The organism is Bradyrhizobium arachidis (assembly GCF_015291705.1).
In the GTDB taxonomy this organism is placed as follows: Bacteria; Pseudomonadota; Alphaproteobacteria; order Rhizobiales; family Xanthobacteraceae; genus Bradyrhizobium; species Bradyrhizobium arachidis.
In genome coordinates, this window is sequence record NZ_CP030050.1 from 1679900 (window position 1) to 1699879 (window position 19980).

General features: G+C 59.8%; 19 protein-coding genes and 1 pseudogene. 19 read left to right on the top strand and 1 reads right to left on the bottom strand.

All coding sequences use genetic code 11. The features are described from left to right. The 19 genes and pseudogenes from WN72_RS08175 to WN72_RS08265 all read left to right on the top strand — a co-directional run bounded on the left by WN72_RS08175 (position 1) and on the right by WN72_RS08265 (position 19533). On the top strand, positions 1-1785 hold the full coding sequence (locus WN72_RS08175) for a nickel-dependent hydrogenase large subunit (RefSeq protein WP_092216231.1): 1785 nt from the start codon (positions 1-3) through the stop codon (positions 1783-1785). 4 nt (positions 1786-1789) lie between these two features. Beyond that, positions 1790-2499, top strand: a pseudogene (gene cybH / locus WN72_RS08180) (Ni/Fe-hydrogenase, b-type cytochrome subunit). A gap of 11 nt (positions 2500-2510) precedes the next feature. Beyond that, the gene (locus tag WN72_RS08185; protein WP_092216232.1) at positions 2511-3092 is read left to right on the top strand and encodes a HyaD/HybD family hydrogenase maturation endopeptidase; all 582 of its coding nucleotides are present in this window, start codon (positions 2511-2513) and stop codon (positions 3090-3092) included. Between the two features lie 16 nt (positions 3093-3108). Next, positions 3109-3399, top strand: a complete 291-nt coding sequence (locus WN72_RS08190) for a HypC/HybG/HupF family hydrogenase formation chaperone (RefSeq protein ID WP_027557843.1) — start codon at positions 3109-3111, stop codon at positions 3397-3399. Between the two features lie 597 nt (positions 3400-3996). Then, the gene (locus WN72_RS08195) at positions 3997-4860 is read left to right on the top strand and encodes a hydrogenase expression/formation protein (protein WP_092216234.1); all 864 of its coding nucleotides are present in this window, start codon (positions 3997-3999) and stop codon (positions 4858-4860) included. A 100-nt stretch (positions 4861-4960) separates the two neighbouring features. After that, positions 4961-6055, top strand: a complete 1095-nt coding sequence (locus tag WN72_RS08200) for a hypothetical protein (protein WP_092216235.1) — start codon at positions 4961-4963, stop codon at positions 6053-6055. After that, positions 6048-6389 carry a hydrogenase maturation nickel metallochaperone HypA gene (gene hypA, locus WN72_RS08205; protein WP_092216236.1) on the top strand — a complete coding sequence of 114 codons (342 nt, stop codon included), beginning with the start codon at positions 6048-6050 and terminating at the stop codon, positions 6387-6389. The genes WN72_RS08200 and hypA overlap by 8 nt, the downstream gene beginning before the upstream one ends. Then, entirely contained in the window at positions 6389-7345 is a 957-nt protein-coding gene (gene hypB, locus WN72_RS08210) for a hydrogenase nickel incorporation protein HypB (RefSeq protein WP_092216237.1), read from the top strand. Before hypA ends, hypB begins: the two co-directional genes overlap by 1 nt. Continuing rightward, positions 7342-9597, top strand: a complete 2256-nt coding sequence (gene hypF, locus WN72_RS08215; RefSeq protein ID WP_092216238.1) for a carbamoyltransferase HypF — start codon at positions 7342-7344, stop codon at positions 9595-9597. Before hypB ends, hypF begins: the two co-directional genes overlap by 4 nt. A 2-nt stretch (positions 9598-9599) precedes the next feature. Beyond that, positions 9600-9833: a HypC/HybG/HupF family hydrogenase formation chaperone gene (locus tag WN72_RS08220; RefSeq protein WP_092216239.1), complete on the top strand. Its 234-nt coding sequence runs from the start codon at positions 9600-9602 to the stop codon at positions 9831-9833. Continuing rightward, positions 9830-10972: a hydrogenase formation protein HypD gene (hypD, locus tag WN72_RS08225; protein ID WP_092216240.1), complete on the top strand. Its 1143-nt coding sequence runs from the start codon at positions 9830-9832 to the stop codon at positions 10970-10972. The genes WN72_RS08220 and hypD overlap by 4 nt, the downstream gene beginning before the upstream one ends. Then, positions 10969-12015: a hydrogenase expression/formation protein HypE gene (gene hypE, locus WN72_RS08230; protein ID WP_092216241.1), complete on the top strand. Its 1047-nt coding sequence runs from the start codon at positions 10969-10971 to the stop codon at positions 12013-12015. The genes hypD and hypE overlap by 4 nt, the downstream gene beginning before the upstream one ends. A 192-nt stretch (positions 12016-12207) precedes the next feature. Beyond that, positions 12208-12363 carry a hypothetical protein gene (locus WN72_RS08235; RefSeq protein ID WP_167380821.1) on the top strand — a complete coding sequence of 52 codons (156 nt, stop codon included), beginning with the start codon at positions 12208-12210 and terminating at the stop codon, positions 12361-12363. A gap of 27 nt (positions 12364-12390) precedes the next feature. After that, positions 12391-13503, top strand: a complete 1113-nt coding sequence (gene ald / locus WN72_RS08240) for an alanine dehydrogenase (RefSeq protein WP_092216242.1) — start codon at positions 12391-12393, stop codon at positions 13501-13503. Positions 13504-14249: 746 nt separating this feature from the next. Then, the gene (locus WN72_RS08245) at positions 14250-14444 is read left to right on the top strand and encodes a 4Fe-4S binding protein (RefSeq protein ID WP_035730311.1); all 195 of its coding nucleotides are present in this window, start codon (positions 14250-14252) and stop codon (positions 14442-14444) included. Between the two features lie 194 nt (positions 14445-14638). After that, entirely contained in the window at positions 14639-16132 is a 1494-nt protein-coding gene (gene sufB, locus WN72_RS08250) for a Fe-S cluster assembly protein SufB (RefSeq protein WP_194482995.1), read from the top strand. Positions 16133-16196: 64 nt separating this feature from the next. After that, positions 16197-16949, top strand: coding sequence for a Fe-S cluster assembly ATPase SufC (sufC, locus tag WN72_RS08255; protein ID WP_092218315.1), 753 nt, complete (start codon positions 16197-16199; stop codon positions 16947-16949). A 17-nt stretch (positions 16950-16966) separates the two neighbouring features. After that, positions 16967-18289 (top strand): Fe-S cluster assembly protein SufD, encoded by a 1323-nt coding sequence (gene sufD, locus WN72_RS08260; protein WP_092218314.1) that lies wholly within the window; start codon positions 16967-16969, stop codon positions 18287-18289. Next, positions 18286-19533, top strand: a complete 1248-nt coding sequence (locus WN72_RS08265; protein WP_092218313.1) for a cysteine desulfurase — start codon at positions 18286-18288, stop codon at positions 19531-19533. Before sufD ends, WN72_RS08265 begins: the two co-directional genes overlap by 4 nt. 5 nt (positions 19534-19538) lie before the next feature. On the opposite strand, the gene WN72_RS46490 is transcribed toward WN72_RS08265, so the two are convergent. Continuing rightward, positions 19539-19811, bottom strand: a complete 273-nt coding sequence (locus WN72_RS46490; RefSeq protein ID WP_143130758.1) for a hypothetical protein — start codon at positions 19809-19811, stop codon at positions 19539-19541. Positions 19812-19980 lie beyond the last annotated feature (169 nt).

Consider the following 19980-nt stretch of genomic DNA (forward strand, 5'->3'; position numbering starts at 1 on the left):
TTGGCCGTCCAGACACCGAATGGGTTCAATCTCGATCGTTCAGGCAGGCGAATCGTCATCGACCCACTGACGCGGATCGAAGGCCACCTGCGTGTCGAAGCCAATCTCGATTCGGACAATGTGATCCGCAATGCGGTCTCAAGCGGGACGATGTGGCGTGGCATCGAAGTCATCCTGCGCGGACGCGATCCGCGCGACGCCTGGGCGTTCACCGAGCGGATTTGCGGGGTCTGCACCGGCACCCATGCGCTCACCTCCGTGCGCGCGGTTGAAAATGCACTAGGAATTGCGATTCCGGAGAATGCCAATTCGATCCGCAACATCATGCAGCTGTGTCTGCTCGTGCATGATCACCTCGTACATTTCTATCACCTGCACGCGTTGGATTGGGTTGACGTGGTCTCCGCGCTCAAGGCCGATCCCAAGTCCACCTCGGCGCTCGCGCAGTCTATCTCGCCCTGGCCGCTATCGTCCCCCGGCTACTTTAGGGATTTGCAGATCCGGCTCACCAAATTTTTCGGATCAGGGCAGCTCGGTCCGTTCAAGAATGGCTATTGGGGACATCCGGCCTACAAGCTGCCACCGGAAGCGAACTTGATGGCTGTAGCGCATTATCTGGAAGCGCTGGACTTCCAGAAGGAGATCGTCAAGATCCAAGCCATCTATGGTGGCAAGAACCCGCATCCGAACTGGCTGGTCGGCGGCGTGCCCTGCGCGATCAACATCGACGGAACTGGTGCGGTGGGTGCAATCAATATGGAGCGACTGAACATCGTCTCCTCGATCATCGACCGTTCGATCGAGTTTGTCGAGCAGGTCTACCTGCCCGACGTTGTCGCGATCTGCTCGTTCTATAAGGACTGGCTCCATGGCGGCGGACTTTCGAGCAAGAGCGTGATGTCCTATGGCGATATCCCCGAAAACGCAAATGACTCTTCCTGTTTCAAGCTGCCGCGCGGGGTCATTCTTGGTGGCAATCTCAAGGAGATCCTTCCGATCGACCATGGTGATCCCGAGCAGATCCAGGAATTCGTCGCGCATTCATGGTATAGATACCCCAGCGATCGTTGTGGACTGCATCCCTGGGACGGTATCACCGAGCCGTCTTTTGAACTTGGGCCAAAACTCAAAGGCAGCAAGACAGATATCAAGGAACTCGACGAAGGCGGCAAGTATTCCTGGATCAAAGCGCCGCGCTGGCGCGGCCAGGCCGTGGAGGTCGGGCCGTTGGCGCGATACATCATCGGTTATGCGCAAGGCAAAGCCGAGTTCAAGGAGCCGGCCGAGAGACTACTCAAGGGGCTCAATCTTCCCCTGACTGCGCTGTTCTCGACGCTTGGCCGTACTGCGGCGCGGGCGCTCGAATGCCAGTGGGCGGCGCATCAGATGCGTTATTTCCAGGATAAGTTGGTAATCCACATCAAGGCAGGCAATACGGCAACTGCCGACGTCAGCAAGTGGAAGCCGGAAAGCTGGCACAAGGAGGCTAAGGGTTACGGGTTCAGTGAGGCCCCACGCGGCGCGCTTGGGCATTGGATCAAGATCAAGGGCGCCAAGATCGACAATTATCAATGTGTCGTGCCGACGACGTGGAACGGATCTCCTCGCGATCACAAGGGCAATATTGGCGCTTTTGAAGCCGCCCTGATCGGTACCCCGATGGTCGATCCGCAGCGGCCCCTGGAGATCTTGCGCACGATCCATTCCTTTGATCCGTGCTTGGCTTGTTCGACCCACGTGATGAGTCCTGACGGCCAGGAAATGGCCTCAGTGAATGTTCGTTAACGACATGCTGGACAGAGCTCGGAAGCTAATTGCCGCCGTCGATGCGGAACCCACTGAACGCAGCATCGGCGCTGCCATTGCTTACGCGCCGGTGCGACTGTGGCATTGCGTTAATGCTGCGGCCATTCTGATGCTGAGTTTAAGCGGCTATGTCATTGGAACCGGGACACCGGCAATGTCGGGAGAGGCAAGCGGCAATTTCCTGTTCGGCTATATCCGCTTTGCTCATCTCTCGGCGGGATATGTGCTCAGTATCGGCTTTCTTCTGCGGATCTACTGGGCGTTAGTCGGAAACGCGTATGCCATGCAGATCTTTTGGGTGCCGCTCTGGCGCAAGTGCTTTTGGCGCGAAGTGTACCACGAGATTCGCCGGTATGCGTTCCTGACAGTTGAGCCCGGGAGGCGCGTCGGGCACAACCGTCTTGCTCAGCTCGCGATGTTCTTCATGTTTACGCAGACAATTACGTTCATGGTCGTCACAGGCTTTGCACTTTATGGGCAAGGTGCCGGCACTGACAGTTGGCAGTACACGCTATTCGGCTGGGTATTTTCAATTTGGCCGAACAGTCAGGACGTCCATACCTGGCATCATCTCGGCCTGTGGGTGATCGTGACGTTTGCGCTGGTCCACATCTACGCGGCCATCCGGGAAGACTAATGTCGCGCCGCAGCATCGCTTCTGTGATATCGGGTGAGTGTGGGTTTCGCGATTGACTGGAAAGCGGATGCAACCGGAAAACAAGAAAAGGATCCTGGTGCTCGGCATCGGCAATATCCTGTGGGCCGATGAGGGATTCGGCGTGCGGGCGGTCGAGGAGTTTCACCGGTACTACGTGATCGATGACAACGTAACGGTCCTCGATGGCGGCACACAGGGACTCTACCTCGTCAGTTTTCTGGAGCAGGCCGATCGCCTGATCGTGTTCGATGCCGTCGACTATGGATTGCTGCCCGGGCAGTTGAAGCTGGTGCGAGATGACGAAGTGCCAAAATTTACCGCCGTCAAGAAGGTGAGCCTACATCAGACCGGCTTTCAGGAGGTCTTGAGTGCGGCCGACCTGCTTGGCCGTCGCCCGCGAGAGCTCGCTCTCATCGGCTGTCAGCCGATGAACCTGGAGCATTGGGGCGGTCCGCTGACCACCCCGGTACGCCTCCAGATTGCGCCTGCGATTAAACTGGCTTGCAAACTCCTGGCGCAGTGGGGCTCGCCGGCAAAGCCGCGGACCGCGCCGCTGCCTGCATCAGAACGGCTGTTGGCAAACAATATCGACCGTGCAAACTATGAGATGGGGGCGCAGCCGATCTAGCGGCCCGCGACTGACCATGTGCCTTGGCCTGCCAATGACGATTGTCGAGACCGACGGCATCGTGGCGCTCTGCAAGTATGGCAATGAACAGCGGCGCGTCTCGGTCATGCTGCTCTCCGACGCCTCGGCCGGCGCCAAGGTGCTCGTTCATATCGATACCGCGGTGCGGCTTTTGGATGAAAATGAAGCAAGGCTGATCTCGGAAGCACTTGAAGGACTTGAGGCCACCCTCAACGGCCAGGACTGCGATCGCTTCTTTGCGGACTTGATCGGTCATGAGCCGCAATTGCCCGAGCACCTACGCTAGCAGTTCCGCTCGCCAGTTGCGCCGATCACGCTTGCTCACAAATCGAATTCCAGTCGCACGTAACCTCGGCATGGAAAATGTCAGGCGCTTCTGATTGGCACGCGCCTTGCTATTACCCTCCTAGCAGAACCGAACAGTATCAGAAAGGCGTGTGATGAAGTTGCAGCCGGCGCAGCATGGTCTGGCGCGGCCCGCTCCGTCCGACGCCGAGCGCGTCAGCGTCGATGCGCGCCTGGTCGCGCATGCTCCCGTGAAAGCGGCCGTGATGCCGCTGCCGGCGGCTGATCCCACATATTTGCTCCGCATCATCCAGGTCGCATTCTTACTTTCTGAGATGGTCAAGACGTTTCGGCGGCGCAGGCAAGGGGCAGTGCCTGCGCGCGCCGTAAGTGGCGAACTGGTTGAGTGGCTCGACCCGCGAGGCCCGTCGACGCCGATCCTCACCCGACGGCACGATACACTCCGCCTGATCGGTAGGAGACCGGTCCGTTTCGTCGCGATGGATCGCATTTCGGTACCGAGGGTCCGGCCACACGCCGGCAGCGCTTGTGTCGGCAAGTGCATTGCCTCACGATGCAGCCAACGGAACATCGCATTATGAAAACAGCGATCCGCGTTGTATCCGACGTCGCCTACGGGGCGGCGAATGACCTTGCCACCGGCTCTGGAAGTCTCGATGTATTCTACAGCGGGTTAACGAGTGCGAGTGCGCTCGCCAAGCGCGCTTGGCGCGACGGCGACGAGCTTGCAAGGACCTATCCGAATGCCACCGCGCTATTATCAAATGCCGCCGCTGCCGTTGGCAGACAGAAGAGCGGCGCTCGGACACAACTGTACGGACTCGCGAATCTCAGCGATCCCGAGCGCAAGCTGATAGGCGAAGTGCTCGGAGCCGGTGAGGTCGCTGGGGTGGTTGCGCTGCCAGATGGCTCTTTGGCGCAAATCCGTGAGTCCGTGCTTGCAGGAATTTGGCGCGTGCGCATCGGAAGCGAGCCGGCGCGCGAATATCTTGAGGTCGGAGCGATCCCGCAGATTGTCCGGCGCGCCGCAACTGACCTGACGTCCGCCGACCTTGCGATCGGCCCCGCGCCCGACGGCGCGATGAACGTGCAACCGGTCCTCGCCGAAATACGCGAGCGGGCCCGCGTCTGGCGCTTTGGAATGCGCGCGCATATCATCAATCTCACCTTGCTGCCGATGAGCGTTATCGACCTGGCATTCCTGCAGCAAAGCCTGGGGAATGGTCCGGTCCAACTCATCTTCCGCGGCTACAGCACATGCCGAGTGCAGGCGACCGGGATCAGGAACGTCTGGTCGGTCCAGTTCTTCAATTCTACGGACAATATCATCCTTGATACGTTGGAGGTCGGCGGCGTGCCGATGCTAGCGTTGGCCGCCGACGAGGATTTGCAGGACTCTGCCGAGCGCATGCAGGAAATTATTGAGGCGTACTTCACATGAAAAGCTTGGAGAAGGTTCGCCTTCTGGAGGGATCCCATAGACGGAGCGGGCGCGGCGACCGCCGGCATACCTCGCCCAGGATGTTGGTGGAGCGGTGCGCATGAGCCTCGCTGCCGGCAACAAAATCGATGTCACCGTATCGCTAGCTGCCGACATAGTCGCCGCGATCGAGATCCTTCCGCGAGTCAGGCCGCCGCTGGCACGGCTGTTCGCTGGCAAGCAAGTCTCGTCGCTGCTCAAGGTGCTGCCGCGGCTGTTCGCATTGTGTGCCGCTGCACAGCAAACTGCACTGCTGTCCGCGGTCGAGACGGCGCGGGACGAAGTGATCACTCGTACGACAAAACAGAGTCGTATTACGCTTATCGTTATCGAGCGCATCGCGGATTTGCTACGGGCCCTGTTTGTCGGACATCTTACGCAAGACATCGCCAGTGCGGCGGCAATTCGCTCCCTGATGCGGGCAATGTCAGCGCTTCTCGGCAGCGCACAGTCGCCCCGGCACTCCGCTCAATGCGAAGCAACAGCGCGGATTGTGGCTGCGCTGAACGCGCTCGGCATGACGAATGAGGGGGGCGCGGTGAGGTCCGGTAGCCCATTGGCGCTTCGCATTGCAGCGCTTGATGAGATCGACCTTAAGCGAATTCCGGCGGAGCACTCGTTCCTGTCCGTGGCTGACGACCTCAACATCGTTACGCGGCTGCTCGTGGATGGCGCGAGGTTTTGCTATTGTCCGGATCTTGACGGAAACGTGCCCGAGACGGGTCCGTGGGCGCGCCAAATGACGCGTGATCGACTCTCGCCCAGCCCTTCCGGTGCGGCCGAGCGGCTGAGGGCCAGAATTGCTGAAACGCTCCGGTTATGTGCCTGGCTCAAGGCCGGTGCTCAGATTGACTCGGCAGAGCACGGGATTATCGAAAGATACAAGTTAGGGCCCGGCCGTGCGGCGGCCGCGGTCGAATGCGCCAGGGGGCGTCTCTACCACGCGGTTGAGCTCGATCCTCAAGGCCGGATATCCCGCTTCGAATTCCTTGCGCCGACGGAGTGGAACTTCCACCCGTGCGGACCGCTTGTCCGCAGCCTGCAGGGAGCTGTGCTGACGGCTGGACGACGTCGGGATGCAGTCGATGCGGTGATCGCATCGCTCGATCCGTGCGTCGGGTTCACCCTCAATTTTCGCGAAGTTGGCGATGCATGAAATGGCGATTTGTCTCGGCATCATTCAAATCGTCGAGGAGGAGGTACGTCGGCGATCGTTCTCGCGGGTGCGGAGCGTCTGTCTAGAGATGGGAGCGCTGACCCATGCCGCGCCTGAAGCGCTCAGGTTCTGCTTTGCTGTCGTTGCAACGAGGACGGCCGCCGAGGGGGCAGTCCTTAATATCGTCGAACTGCCAGGCGTTGCCTGGTGCATGAGCTGTTCGAAGAGCGTCGAGATTGCGCGACGCGGTGAATGCTGTCCTTGCTGCGGCAGCTATCAGTTGCAGGTAACCGCGGGCGAACAGATGCGCGTGAAAGAGCTGGAGATCGATTGATGTGTACCGTTTGCGGCTGCACCGAAGGGACGCCGTCGACCAAACGCGCCAAGGCGCATGATGCGGAGCGCCATGAGGGATACGATGCCCATATGCAGGGCGATTGCGATCGCCATTGTGCCCGTCCGCATGACGACCAAGGGCGGCAGCGTTCGAACCATGCTGGTGATAGTCATAGTCGCAATCCTCGCTCCGCCCATCACCAGGCTCATGGTGGGCAGGCGCTTCTGAGTGGTGCCGGGCCGGCTGGCTTGAAGGTGGCGGGTATGAGCAGAGAGCGGGTCATTCAGATCGAGCGCGATATTCTTAGCAAGAATAATGGGATTGCGGCGCACAACCGCGCACTCTTTCTCGCCAATGACCTGCTTGTATTTAATCTTTTATCCAGTCCCGGTGCAGGTAAAACGACGCTACTCGTCCGCGCGGCGTCTGAGCTCAAGCGCAGCCGGCCGGTTGGAGTTATCGAGGGCGACCAGCACACCTCGAACGACGCCGAACGCATTCGGGCCGCCGGCGTGCCATCCATTCAAGTTAACACCGGCAAGGGTTGCCATCTCGACGCTGCGATGATTGGCGAGGCTTATCGCCAGTTGCCACTGCTCACGGGTGGTATTCTCTTCATCGAGAACGTCGGTAATCTGATTTGTCCCGCAGCCTTCGATCTTGGCGAGGCCTGCAAGATCGTGCTGCTATCCATTACCGAAGGTGAAGACAAACCGCTCAAATATCCTGATATGTTTGCAGCTTCTTCGCTCATGGTGATCAACAAGATTGATCTGGCCCCGCTGCTTGAGTTCGATTTCGGCAAGACGATCGGATACGCCAGACGAGTCAATCCAAACATCGAGGTGCTTTTAGTTTCGGCTCGTACGGGCGAGGGTCTTGGTGCGCTCTACGCCTGGATCGATAGACGGGCATGGCATCAAAGGCGCGCCGTAGAGGACATAAGGCGATGAGCGCCGCAACCACCTGCGACCGAACGCGACTGCGCGTGCGCGTGGCTGGGGCCGTGCAAGGGGTCGGCTTTCGTCCTTACGTCTATAGACTCGCCGTGCGCTACGGATTGGCTGGGTTTGTCATCAATGGCCCCGAGGGCGTTACGATCGAGGTCGAGGGCAACCGTGCGTCGGACTTTGTAGCAACGTTGCCGCTCGAGGCACCTCCATTGGCACGCATCGACCACATCTGCGTTCGGGAGACGGCGGCGCTCGAGGCGAAAGAATTTTCGATCGGCACGAGTGAAGCCGGCAAATTATCAACTCAGATCGTCGCTGATGCTGCTGCCTGCCAGCAATGCCTCAGCGAGCTGTTCGATCCAGAAAGTCGGCATTACCTTTACCCCTTCGTCAGTTGCTGCCATTGCGGCCCACGGCACACCATCGCCGAACGGCTTCCGTACGACCGCCGCAACACCGTGATGCGGGCTTTTAGGCTATGCGCTGCCTGCGCGGCCGAATATGCCGATCCGGCGAGCCGCAGGTTCCATGCGGAGGCGATCGCGTGTCCGACATGCGGGCCTCGGCTCAGCCATGGGATCAGCGCCATTGCCGCGGCAATCGCGGGCGGACAAATCGTGGCGATCAAGGGGCTCGGAGGATACCAGCTTCTTTGCGACGCGCGTAACCAGGGTGCCGTGCAGCGTTTGCGCAGGAGAAAGCAGCGCCTTCAGAAGCCCTTCGCGGTTATGGTCGATTCCATAGAGCGGGTCAGCGACATCGCGGAGGCGAATGCGCCCGAGCTTGCGCTGCTCGAATCCGTAGCACGCCCCATCGTCCTTCTGTGTTCGCGCAACAATTTGGCGCCCGCCATAGCTCCTGGCTTATCGCGCGTGGGTGTCATGCTGCCTGTAGCGCCGCTGCATCACCTCATCCTTCATGCGCTTCGCTCGGCAGGGACATGTGCGCGGACCAGCCCGATCATCGTCGCCACCAGCGCCAACCTTTGCGGCGAACCGCTCCTGATCGACAACGCGCAGGCGCTGCAGCGGCTCAAGGGGATCTCCGACCTTATCGTGACCCATGATCGAGATATAGTGACACGTGCTGATGACTCCGTGGTCTCGGTGGTGGCTGGCCGGCCGCGATTCATTCGTCGTGCCCGTGGCTATGTTCCCGAACCGATCAGGCTTGCGAAGTCGGTGCCGTCCGTGCTCGCCGTCGGCGGCGCACTGAAATCGACCGTCACCATCACGCGGGACAACCAAGCGTTCGTCTCCCAGCATATTGGCGATCTGGATACGGCCGAAGGCATCCGCGCATTCGAGGAGACGATCCGACACCTTACATCGAGCCTCGATGTAGAGCCTGTCGCCATGGCCCATGATCTGCATCCTGATATGGCTTCTACCCGGTTTGCGGAAGCCAATGGCCGCGCGCTGGTCGCTGTCCAGCATCACCACGCACACGCTGCCGCAGTGATCGCCGAGCACGGTCATGCGGGACCTGCGCTTGCCCTGGTGCTGGATGGCCATGGCCTTGGCTCCGAGGGCGGTAACTGGGGTGGCGAGCTATTGTTGTGCGAAGGGGCGGGGTGCCAACGCATCGGGCACTTAGCGCCCCTGCAAATGCCCGGTGGAGATCGTGCAGCCCGCGAGCCGTGGCGGATGGCCAGCGCAGTATTACACGGACTCGGTCGGGGTAACGAAATCGGGCTGCGCTTTGCGGCACAACGGCAGGCTGGATGTATGTCGGCGTTGCTCGAACAGCCGGGCGGGGCCACCACGACCAGTGCGGGCCGATTGTTCGACGCCGCAGCGGCGCTGCTGGGGATTGCGAGTTTGCAGAGCTATGAGGGCGAAGCGGCGATGAAGCTCGAGGCGCTGGTGCGGCGGACTGCGATTCTCGAAGCCGGCTGGACGATCGATGGTGGCGTGCTGTCGCTTCGCCCGCTGTTTGCGCGGTTGATTGCAGATGACATTGACGCGGTGGGCGGAGCCGGCCTGTTTCATGGCACTTTCGCCGCCGCCTGCGTTGACTGGGTCGCGCGGTCTGCGCTGACAACTGGCGTTAACACGGTCGTTCTGAGCGGTGGCTGCTTCCTGAACGCGGCGCTGGCGGATGAAATCCCGCGCGGTTGCAGCGCTGCCGGCCTTATCCCGCTCGTGCCACGGCGGGTGCCGCCCAATGATGGCGGTTTGAGCCTTGGCCAGGCCTGGATTGCCGCTCTGCAAATAGCTCAACAGTCGTCCGCCAGGGGAGGATCAGCCTGACTATGTGTCTTTCGGTTCCGGCAAAGATTGCAAAAATTCTTCCCAACGACATGGCCATAGTGTCCATCGACGGCATCAGCCTAGAGATATCGATTGCTCTCGTCGACGAGCTCGAGGTCGGTGATTGCGTCCTTGTCCATGTGGGCTATGCGTTGGCCAAGATCGATCCGGTGGAAGCCGAGCGCACGCTGGAGCTGCTGCAGGAGCTAGGCAGCGCAGGGGAACGCCGATCATGAAATTTGCCGACGAATTTCGCAACAAGGCCATCGCTCAAGGAATTGCGCGTGCGATTGGCGGCGAGGTTAGTTCGCAAAGGGCCTATCGGTTCATGGAGTTCTGCGGCGGGCACACTCATGCGATCTCCCGTTATGGCCTGGAGGATCTGCTGCCCGCGAACGTCCGCATGATCCACGGGCCCGGTTGTCCGGTCTGCGTTCTGCCCGCCAGTCGAATTGATATGGCGATCCGGCTTGTCGACCGACCAGAGGTCACTCTGTGCGTGTACGGCGACCTGATGCGCGCGCCTGGGTCTCAAGGACAGTCCCTGTTGCGAGCTAAAGCGCTCGGCGCCGACATTCGGATGGTCTACTCGACGCTCGATGCTATCAGGCTCGCCGAACAGGCACCGAGCCGCGAGGTGGTCTTCTTTGCCATCGGATTTGAGACTACGACGCCGCCGACGGCGGTGATGATCCGAATTGCCGAGAAGAAGCGGCTGAAGGGCCTCAGCGTGTTCTGCAACCACGTGCTTACACCCTCTGCGATGCACAGCATTCTCGAGAACCCCAAAATCCGCGACACCGGCGGGGTTCCAATTGACGGCTTCATCGGGCCTGCACATGTCAGCACCATTATTGGTACGCAGCCTTACGAGCCCCTGGCAGAACAATTTGGCAAGCCGATCGTGATCGCGGGATTTGAGCCGCTCGATGTGTTGCAGGCTATCCTGATGCTGGTGCGGCAGGTGAACGAAGATCGCAACGAGGTGGAGAACCAGTACAGTCGCGTGGTGACGCGTGAAGGCAATCGGCGTGCCAAAGACGAGGTATCGCAGATATTCGAACTGCGTGCGCAGTTTGAATGGCGTGGGCTCGGACTCGTACCCAACAGCGGACTGAAGCTGAAACCGGCTTACGCGCAATTCGACGCTGAGACGCGTTTTGCGATCCACGACCTGCGTGTCGCAGACAATCCAGCCTGCGAGTGCTGCGCGATTCTGCGTGGCGCCAAGCGGGCAGTCGATTGTAAGCTGTTTGGAACCGTCTGCACGCCGGAAACTCCCATAGGGTCCTGCATGGTATCGTCGGAAGGCGCTTGCGCGGCGTATTGGACCTATGGCCGAGTTCGCGATGAACCGTTGAGGCGGACGTCATGAGCGCAAAGGGCTATCAGCGCAAGCTCGACCTCGAGAACGGACGCGTTGATCTTTCCCACGGATCCGGGGGCCGTGCCATGGCACAGCTGATCTCCGGCCTTTTTCACCAAGCCTTTGGTAATGAATGGCTCGCCCGCTGCAATGATCAGTCAGCGTTTGAGGTTGCGGCGGGCAGAATGGTGATGACGACCGACGGCTATGTGGTCTCGCCGCTGTTCTTTCCCGGCGGCAATATCGGGTCACTGGCTGTGCACGGCACCATCAATGACGTCGCGATGTCCGGCGCGCGTCCCCTCTATCTGTCGGCCAGTTTTATCATCGAGGAAGGCTTCCCGTTTTCTGATCTGAAGGTGATCGCGGATTCGATGGGCTCGGCAGCGCGCAGTGCCGGCGTTCACATCATTACCGGAGACACCAAGGTTGTTGAGCGCGGCAAGGCGGATGGTCTGTTCATCTCTACAACCGGGATCGGGATTGTGGCCGATGGGCTCGATCTCTCCGCCGACAAGGCAAGGGTGGGGGACCGTGTGCTGGTGTCCGGCAGCCTCGGCGATCATGGGGTGACGATCATGTCAAAACGTCAGAACCTCGCTTTTCAGACCGAGGTCGGCTCGGATTCCGCAGCCTTGCATAATCTCGTGGCGGTCATGGTTGCCGCCGGCGGTAGCGGCATCCGGGTGATGCGCGACCCCACGCGGGGTGGGCTTGCCGCGACCCTCAATGAGATTGCGCATCAATCCGAGCTCGGGTTCCGTCTGCACGAAGCATCCATTCCGGTGAAGCCGGCGGTTGCGGCTACCTGCGAACTCCTTGGACTGGATCCCATCCATGTCGCCAATGAAGGCAAGCTCGTTGCCATCGTCGCACCTGATTTGGCTGACGCCGTGCTTGCAGCCATGAAGGCACACCCGCTCGGGTCCGATGCAGCTGATATTGGCGAAGCGGTGGCTGACAATCGGAAATTTGTCCAGATGGCGACCGGTTTCGGCGGTCGACGAATCGTCGACTGGTTGTGGGGCGAACAATTGCCTCGGATCTGTTGACACGCTGCGCATCGTCCAGCTTTTGGAAACCAAGTTTATGATCAATGGTCGTGAGCCATCACCCATCAGCTCTGGAAACCATCCCTTCTATGGGCAATCTGCCCACCGGCAGACTGCGAGTTTGCTCTTTGGGCGTGCTGAATATCCCTTGTTAGTTTTTCCAGGAGCCGAGAACGCAATTCGAAACGATTCATGGCCATCGCGCAGTTTCGACGGTTGCGCAGCGCATGGTCACACGATCCGCTCGGCACCCGTGGGTTTGAAATCCTGCGAACCTTGTCAAATATCGTTGAATTTCTGCGCCATTTTGACGGCTGCGTCGCAGCATCGCCGCTCGCTTCCGATTAGAAAGGCGCTTCAGGCAGGAGTTTTCAAATGAAGGTCGGAGTCCCCAAGGAAATCAAGGTGCACGAATATCGCGTGGGCCTTACCCCGGGAGCTGTCCGCGAATACGTGGCAGCGGGCCACCGCGTGATGATCGAGACCAATGCCGGCGCTGGCATTGGTGCAACCGATGACGATTATCGCATTGTTGGGGGAACGATTCTAACTTCGGCAGCTGAGGTATTCGCATCGAGCGAGATGATCGTAAAGGTTAAGGAACCTCAGCCGTCCGAGTGGTGTCAGCTGCGGGAAAATCAGATCCTGTTCACTTATCTGCATCTGGCCCCCGACCCGGAGCAGGCTAAGGGCCTCCTGAAATCTGGATGCACTGCGATCGCCTACGAGACCGTAACTGATCCGCATGGTGGTCTTCCGCTGCTGGCGCCGATGAGCGAGGTCGCGGGTAGGCTTGCGATCGAAGCGGCGGGCAGCGCCCTGAAGCGGAGTGCAGGCGGACGAGGGCTGTTGATCGGTGGAGTGCCTGGTGTTCAGCCTGCCCGAATCGTGGTGATCGGAGGTGGCGTCGTTGGTACGCACGCGGCACGCATGGCGGTTGGTCTGGGCGCAGAGGTCACCATCATCGACCGTTCGATACTCCGGCTCCGCGAGTTGGACGAGCTATTCGAAGGACGCGCTCGCACTAGGTTTTCGACTATCGACTCTGTGGAGGAAGAGGTATTTGCGGCGGATGTGGTGATTGGTGCGGTGCTCGTTCCAGGTGCGAGCGCGCCGAAGCTGGTCCGCCGGAGCATGCTGAGCTCGATGCGCAAGAGGGCGGTGCTGGTGGACGTCGCTATCGATCAGGGCGGCTGCTTTGAGACATCGCACCCAACCACTCACGCTGATCCTACTTACGAAGTGGATGGCATCATTCATTATTGCGTGGCCAATATGCCCGGGGCCGTGCCGCTGACCTCGAGCCAGGCACTGAACAACGCGACGCTGCCGTTTGGTTTGGCTCTGGCCAACAAGGGCTTTACCGCCGTGCTCGAAAATCCGCATTTGCGCGCAGGTCTCAACGTCCATCGGGGCCGGCTAACTTACGAAGCGGCGGCCGAAAGCCTCGGGCTGCCCTTCTCACCGATCGAACAGGCTGCGGCCTGATCCCAGAGGCCCTTATGGGCATTTCCTCCCTGACTTAGGCCACCCTCCTCCGGGGTGGCTTCTTTTTTTCGGCTCCATCGATCTGCTACCGGCGCCGGCATGCATTTCGAACGTGGAGCGAAGCGAAGGATCGCCAGACGAGCCCCTCGCTTTAGTCCCCGCACGATGCGAGACAATGTACATTCGCCCATATAGCGCATATGAATGCCGGCTTTGCCAGGTAATCCGAGCCAATTGAAAATGCGCCCGTGAGGGCCCGCGATCACCGGCGCGACTTTGTCTGGCTTGATCGCCGCCAATCTGACTGACTGTGGAGACGCCAACCGGGCCGGTGATGACTGCCGCGGGTTATTTACCGTGGTGCTGTCGCCGGCGCCGCCACTGTACCGGTGAGTGGAACCATCAAGAGGCGGCTCGGGGGCGACCCGACACACCGGCGGAGAACTTTTTGAAGTCGCGCGGCGCATCCATCATCGCCGCGGCGCGGCGGCCTTAGCAAGGATTGCAGATCGTTCCCTGGGTTTGGCGAACGCGGTTCACCTGATCGCTGACTGCCGTGAGATGGACCATGCGCAAACCACGGCATCCAGCACAAGCTACTGTCATGCGCTGTGGGATTTGCGACACCGTGTCGAGGCCGCGACTTGCGTTATCAAAAATAGCTCAGGCAAAATCGGGTTAAACTGTTTGGCACAAGACTTGAAAGCAAGAAACTGTCCGCAACTTTCGCTCATGGAATCGCAGTGATGGCCTACAAGATAATCGCATCCCAGTGCACCGTGTGCGGTGCATGTGAGTTCGAATGTCCCAATGCCGCGATCAGCCTGAAGAACGATATATATGTGATCAATCCGACCCAGTGTACCCAATGTGAGGGGCACTTTGACGCGCCGCAATGCGCGGTCGTTTGCCCGGTGCCAGATACCTGTGTGCCGGCATAGGTGGAGTAGTCGATGAGGGGAGCTCCTGCGCGAAACATGATGAAGACGCTATCGACAGCGGCCGTCCGTCGGATTCGTCTTCTGTTTCTCTCGCTCGCTGGCCCCGAGTTGCCGGCGACTTGCGCGATCCGCTTGGATCGATTGCGGCGGAGTCCCTGCCGGCGGGAGTTGTCGTTGCCCCGGTGGAGCGGGCAATGGTAGCTTTACAAGAGACAGTCGAGCGCGTGAAGCGCATCGGCGACCAGTACCGATATGGGTTTGAGACCCTGATCGACTCCGAAAAGGCCCCCAAGGGGCTGTCGGAAGAGATCGTAAAATTCATCTCGCAGAAGAAGAATGAGCCCGCCTGGATGCTCCAGTGGCGGCTGGAGGCCTATCGGCGCTGGCTGACCATGACCGAGCCGACCTGGGCGCGCGTCGAGTATCCCAAGATCGACTTCCAGGACATCTACTATTACGCGGCGCCGAAGCCGAAGAAGACGGTGACCTCGCTGGACGAAATCGATCCGGAGATCCTGAAGACCTACGAGAAGCTCGGCATCCCCTTGCGGGAAGTCGCCATGCTCGAAGGCGTCGAGCCCAAGGTGGGCGAGGAAGATCCCGCCCGCCGCAAGATCGCGGTCGACGCGGTCTTCGATTCGGTCTCGGTTGCGACCACCTTCAAGGCGGAGCTGAAGAAGGCCGGCGTGATCTTCATGCCGATCTCGGAGGCGATCCGCGAGCATCCCGAGCTGGTGCAGAAATATCTGGGATCGGTGGTTCCGACCTCGGACAATTTCTACGCAACGCTGAACTCGGCGGTGTTCTCCGACGGCTCGTTCGTCTACGTGCCGCCGGGCGTGCGCTGCCCGATGGAGCTGTCGACCTATTTCCGCATCAACGAGCGCAACACCGGCCAGTTCGAGCGCACGCTGATCATCGCCGACAAGGGCTCCTACGTCTCCTATCTCGAGGGCTGCACTGCGCCGCAGCGCGACGAGAATCAGCTGCACGCGGCCGTGGTCGAGCTCGTGGCGCTCGATGACGCCGAGATCAAATATTCGACGGTGCAGAACTGGTATCCCGGCAATTCGGAAGGCAAGGGCGGCATCTACAACTTCGTCACCAAGCGTGGCGACTGCCGCGGTGATCGTTCCAAGATCTCCTGGACCCAGGTCGAAACCGGCTCGGCGATCACCTGGAAGTACCCGAGCTGTATCCTGCGTGGCGACAATTCGAGCGGCGAGTTCTACTCGATCGCGATCTCGAACGGCTTCCAGCAGGTCGATTCGGGCACCAAGATGATCCATCTCGGCAAGAACACGTCGAGCCGCATCATCTCCAAGGGCATCGCGGCGGGCAAGTCGCAGAACACCTATCGCGGTCTCGTCACCGCGCATCGGAAAGCGACCGGCGCGCGCAACTTCACCGCCTGCGATTCGCTGCTGATCGGCGACAAATGCGGCGCGCACACGGTGCCGTACATCGAGGCCAAGAACTCGTCGGCAACGTTCGAGCACGAAGCAACGACCTCGAAGATCTCCGAGGACGTGCTGTTCTACTGCATCCAGCGCGGCCTTTCGCAGGAAGAGGCCGTCGGCCTCGTCGTCAACGGCTTCGTCAAGAAAGTTCTGCAAAAGCTGCCGATGGAATTCGCAGTGGAAGCGCAGAAGCTAATCTCGATCTCGCTCGACGGATCTGTCGGATAACCCAACCTCCCGCGAGCCGCCCCGAATGCGGCTCGCCAGATGACATTTCAGGGATCAGATTAGAATGGCGCTACTCGAAATCCGAGATTTGCATGTTGGTGTCGAACACCGCGAAGTTATTTGCGGCCTCGATCTTAACGTCCATGCGGGTGAGGTGCACGCGATCATGGGACCGAACGGCTCCGGCAAATCGACCCTGTCGCACGTCATTGCCGGCAAACCCGGCTACGAAGTCATCGACGGCCAGATCCTGTTCAAGGGCGAGGACCTTCTCGAGATGGACCCGGACGAACGCGCCGCCGCGGGCGTGTTCCTGGCATTCCAGTATCCGGTCGAGATCGCTGGCGTGACCACCATGAACTTCCTGCGGGCGGCACTGAACGCCCAGCGAAAGGCGCGGGACCAGCAGGAATTCTCCACCCCCGAATTTCTGAAAAGAGTCCGCAAGGTGGCCGGTTCACTCAACATTCGCCAGGACATGCTCAAGCGTGGCGTTAATGTCGGATTCTCCGGCGGCGAGAAGAAGCGCAACGAAATTTTGCAGATGGCATTGTTGGAGCCGAGTCTGTGCATCCTTGACGAGATCGATTCCGGCCTCGACATCGACGCGCTGCGTATCGTCGCCAATGGCATCAACGGCTTGCGTTCGCCCGAACGAGCGATGATCGTGATCACGCACTATCGGCGGCTTCTCGACCATGTCGTGCCGGACGTTGTGCACGTGATGTCTAAAGGGCGGATCGTGAAGAGCGGCGACAAGGAACTCGCGCTGGAGCTCGAAGCCTGTGGCTACGGCCAATTCGAAGACGCGGCCTGACGGCTCTAGGGGCTCCGATGAAGCAGGTTTTGCCCAAAGCCGACCCCCAACGCACAAGTGGCAATGTTTTCGCTGCGGCGCGTGGACGGCTGCCTGGTGCAGGCCTTGTTCCTCAAATCCGGGCGAGCGCATTTGAGGTCTACGAGCGTACCGGCCTTCCGCATCGGGGCATGGAGGACTGGAAATACACCGATCTGCGCGCCCTGATCGGCGAGGTGCTGCCACTCGCTCCGCGACCGGATGCGGAGGCACTAGTGCGCGCAAAGGTGTCGGCCCAGCATGTGTCTGCCGATCAGGCGGTCAAACTGGTTTTGGTGGATGGTATATTCGTGCCGGAGCTATCCGATCTCGGCAAGCTGGAAAATGGACTTGTTGTGCGGTCGCTGCGAGAGGTTCTGGAGAATTCGGTCCCTGGCGACATGGCAGGTCTGGTGCTGTCGACGACGAGCGATTCCGCTATCTCGCTCAACGCCGCAATGGCAACAGATGGCCTGGTGATTACGATCTCCGACGGCAACGCGGTGAAGCGTCCAATTCAAATCGTGCACGTCGCAACCGGCGTGTCGGTGTCCACCTTTACACGCTCGTATCTACAGCTTGGTAAAGGCGCGCATGCGGCCATCGTGGAAAGTTTCGTCTCGGCTGAACGCGCGAGCGGCTATCAAGCCAACGATGCGATAATCGCCCTAGTCGGTAACGAGGCGAGCCTTTCGTATATCCACGTCGCAGCCGCGGCCTCTGACGCCGTGAATATCTCGTCGGCGATCATCGCAGTCGGCGCCAGGGCTAAGCTCGACCTCTTCAGCATGACCTGCAGCGGCTCCATCAGCCGCTATCAGGGATTCATCTCGCTGGCTGGCGAGGGAACCGATGTCTCGGCGAATGGAGTTAATCTCATCAGGGGCGAGCTTCACGCCGACACAACTATGGTGGTCGACCATGCCGTGCCACATTGCACCAGTCGGGAGAAGTTCCGCGCGGTCGTCGACGATCGAGGCCGCTCGGTATTTCAGGGCCGAATTGTCGTTCGTCCTGCCGCCCGGAAGACGGACGCCACCCTGACGACGCGAGCGTTGCTCTTATCCGACGAGGCTGAGGCCGACAGTAAGCCGGAACTTGAAATCTTGGCTGACGACGTGACCTGCGGCCACGGAGCGACATCGGGTGCGCTGGACAACAGTCTCGTATTCTATCTGCGCGCTCGAGGGCTACCCGAGAAGGATGCGAAGTCGTTGCTGATTAAGGCGTTCCTTGGCGAGTCGATTGAGGAGATCACTTCCGAGAATCTGCGCGATTTTGTGACAGCTCAAGCTGAACACTGGCTGCAGGCGGGGCGATGAGCGCACATCCCGCGGTGAGCAATGGCAGTTACGACGTCAACCGTATACGTACGGACTTTCCCGCGCTCGCCATGACGGTGTACGGCAGGCCGCTTGTTTACCTCGATAACGCTGCATCCTCGCAAAAGCCAAACGCGGTGCTTGACCGTATGATGCGGGTGTACTCCAGCGAATACGCCAACGTTCATCGCGGCTTGCACTACCTCGCAAACGCGGCGACCGAGGCGTATGAAGGCGCCCGTACCAAGGTGGCGCGGTTTGTGAACGCGCGTACAAACGAAGAGATCATCTTCACTCGGAGCGCCACGGAGGCAATCAATCTGGTCGCCCAGACTTTTGGCCGTGAACGCATTAAGTCGGGTGATGAGATCGTGCTCTCCATTATGGAACACCATTCGAACATTGTGCCATGGCACCTTCTCAGGGAACGACTCGGTGCAGTGATCAAATGGGCGCCAGTGGATGATGACGGAAACTTCTTGCTCGATGAGTTTGAGCGACTGCTGACCCCGCGCACCAAGATGGTTGCAATCACACAAATGTCGAACGTGCTCGGCACGGTATTGCCGGTGAAAGACGTGGTGAGGATCGCGCATGCTCGTGATATCCCGGTGCTGGTTGACGGCTCGCAAGCTTGCGTCCATCTGAGCGCCGACGTTTGCGACATTGACTGCGATTTCTACGTCATGACAGGCCACAAACTCTATGGTCCGACCGGGATCGGTGTTCTTTACGGCAAGTCTGAGCATCTGGCATCGATGCCGCCCTTCAACGGCGGCGGGGAGATGATCCGCGAGGTCTCGCGTTCCGGCGTCATTTATGGTGATCCGCCACACCGGTTCGAAGCAGGTACGCCGCCGATCGTCGAAGCCATCGGTTTAGGGGCAGCTATCGATTACATCAATTCAATAGGCAAGGTGCAAATCCGCAGGCACGAGAGCGTACTGCTCGCTTACGCGCAGGAGAGGCTGGCGGGGATCAATTTCATGCGCATGATCGGGACCGCGGCACACAAGGGACCGATCGTTTCCTTTGATATGAAGGGGGCGCATGCGCATGATATTGCCACCGTCATCGACCGCGCCGGCGTGGCGGTGCGGGCGGGGACCCATTGTGCGATGCCGCTGCTCAAGCGCTTCGGCGTGCTGGCAACGTGCCGCGCGTCCCTCGGACTTTACAATACACGTCAGGAGATCGATGTGCTCGTGCGTGCGCTTATCAAGGCGCGGCAGCTGTTCTCGTGATTCGGCTAGCCTGCGATCTCCAGGTGGGCAGCTCGCATAGAGGCCTGGAGGATGAGGTCATGCACCTCATCGCAAAATAGCAGGTAAGCACCTGTAGGTCGCAACAAGCATACATAGGATTGATGGGCCTGTGTCGGCCAGCCGCTCTTGCGGCCGGTCTTCCAGTGCGGCGCCTTCGGCGAGGTCGATCGCAGAGTACTGCGATCGCGAACACGCTCGAGAATTGGGCTGGCAATTTCACGCATAGCCAGCCCTTGTTCAATTTCGAACAGGGCCAAGCCAAGAGTTCTCTGCCCCAAGCGTAATGTCGGGTTCGCAACACCAGCCACCGTAACCGCACGAGGCGCGCTAAGCGATTTTGATTGCTAAGTTTTTGGTGCTTATGATGCGCTGGCATGCTGGTTGCAAAAGTCTTGCCCAAGAGGCCGCCCTCGCAACAGCTAACTT

Excerpts from the sequence above, each read along its gene's own strand:
- hypB (WP_092216237.1), top strand. The coding sequence starts at position 6,389 with ATGTGTACCGTTTGCGGCTGCACCGAAGGGACGCCGTCGACCAAACGC.
- hypE (WP_092216241.1), top strand. The coding sequence starts at position 10,969 with ATGAGCGCAAAGGGCTATCAGCGCAAGCTCGACCTCGAGAACGGACGC.
- sufD (WP_092218314.1), top strand. The coding sequence starts at position 16,967 with ATGAAGCAGGTTTTGCCCAAAGCCGACCCCCAACGCACAAGTGGCAAT.
- hypA (WP_092216236.1), top strand. The coding sequence starts at position 6,048 with ATGCATGAAATGGCGATTTGTCTCGGCATCATTCAAATCGTCGAGGAG.
- ald (WP_092216242.1), top strand. The coding sequence starts at position 12,391 with ATGAAGGTCGGAGTCCCCAAGGAAATCAAGGTGCACGAATATCGCGTG.
- WN72_RS08220 (WP_092216239.1), top strand. The coding sequence starts at position 9,600 with ATGTGTCTTTCGGTTCCGGCAAAGATTGCAAAAATTCTTCCCAACGAC.
- WN72_RS08235 (WP_167380821.1), top strand. The coding sequence starts at position 12,208 with ATGGCCATCGCGCAGTTTCGACGGTTGCGCAGCGCATGGTCACACGAT.
- WN72_RS08190 (WP_027557843.1), top strand. The coding sequence starts at position 3,109 with ATGTGCCTTGGCCTGCCAATGACGATTGTCGAGACCGACGGCATCGTG.
- hypF (WP_092216238.1), top strand. The coding sequence starts at position 7,342 with ATGAGCGCCGCAACCACCTGCGACCGAACGCGACTGCGCGTGCGCGTG.
- WN72_RS08200 (WP_092216235.1), top strand. The coding sequence starts at position 4,961 with ATGAGCCTCGCTGCCGGCAACAAAATCGATGTCACCGTATCGCTAGCT.
- WN72_RS08185 (WP_092216232.1), top strand. The coding sequence starts at position 2,511 with ATGCAACCGGAAAACAAGAAAAGGATCCTGGTGCTCGGCATCGGCAAT.
- WN72_RS08245 (WP_035730311.1), top strand. The coding sequence starts at position 14,250 with ATGGCCTACAAGATAATCGCATCCCAGTGCACCGTGTGCGGTGCATGT.
- WN72_RS08195 (WP_092216234.1), top strand. The coding sequence starts at position 3,997 with ATGAAAACAGCGATCCGCGTTGTATCCGACGTCGCCTACGGGGCGGCG.
- hypD (WP_092216240.1), top strand. The coding sequence starts at position 9,830 with ATGAAATTTGCCGACGAATTTCGCAACAAGGCCATCGCTCAAGGAATT.
- sufB (WP_194482995.1), top strand. The coding sequence starts at position 14,639 with ATGGTAGCTTTACAAGAGACAGTCGAGCGCGTGAAGCGCATCGGCGAC.
- sufC (WP_092218315.1), top strand. The coding sequence starts at position 16,197 with ATGGCGCTACTCGAAATCCGAGATTTGCATGTTGGTGTCGAACACCGC.
- WN72_RS08265 (WP_092218313.1), top strand. The coding sequence starts at position 18,286 with ATGAGCGCACATCCCGCGGTGAGCAATGGCAGTTACGACGTCAACCGT.